A 540-nucleotide genomic window follows, 5' to 3' on the forward strand; every position below is an offset into this window, starting at 1 on the left:
CGCATGCCGGGTGGTGTGGGAGGGGTGGAGCCTCATGGCTCCCCCCTATCCCGATATGGGGATAAAAAAACGGGGCCGGAGGGCCCCGCACAGGAGAACGCACCTCTGGCAGTCCACAGACCATGAAAGACTGCCGCGGGCACGGGGATCAGAAGCGGTAGGACACACCCACCATGTAAACCCAGGGGTCGATATCCACGTCGATGGTGCTGGTGTCGGCCCGGGTGTTACCGGCGTAGGCGTTGATGGTGGCTTCGGTGTCGATGTCGACCCACCAGACGGCGGCGTTGACGCCCACGTTGTCCGTAATCATGTAATCCAACCCGAGTTCGGCGGCCAGACCGAAGCTGTCATCCAGCTCGATGTCGGTTCGGTCCACACCGGATGCGAGCGAGGCATAGGTATCCGTCAGGGTCTGGGAGGTCTTTTCCTCGAAGAAGTTGGTGTAGTTCACACCAATACCCGCATAGGGCTGCAGCTTGCTGGCACTGGGCATCGGGAAGTATTGCAGCGTGATGGTGGGGGGCAGGTGTCTGGTCT

The 540-nt window shown here is 61.1% G+C and carries 1 protein-coding gene; it reads right to left on the bottom strand.

The window, feature by feature from the left end; all coding sequences use genetic code 11:
* Positions 1 to 148 precede the first annotated feature (148 nt).
* On the bottom strand, positions 149 to 540 hold a 392-nt coding region (locus ACFC20_RS17805), incomplete at its 5' end, for an OmpW family protein (protein WP_375194145.1).

The sequence above is a fragment of the Marinobacter sp. genome (assembly GCF_041984545.1).
GTDB lineage: Bacteria > Pseudomonadota > Gammaproteobacteria > Pseudomonadales > Oleiphilaceae > Marinobacter.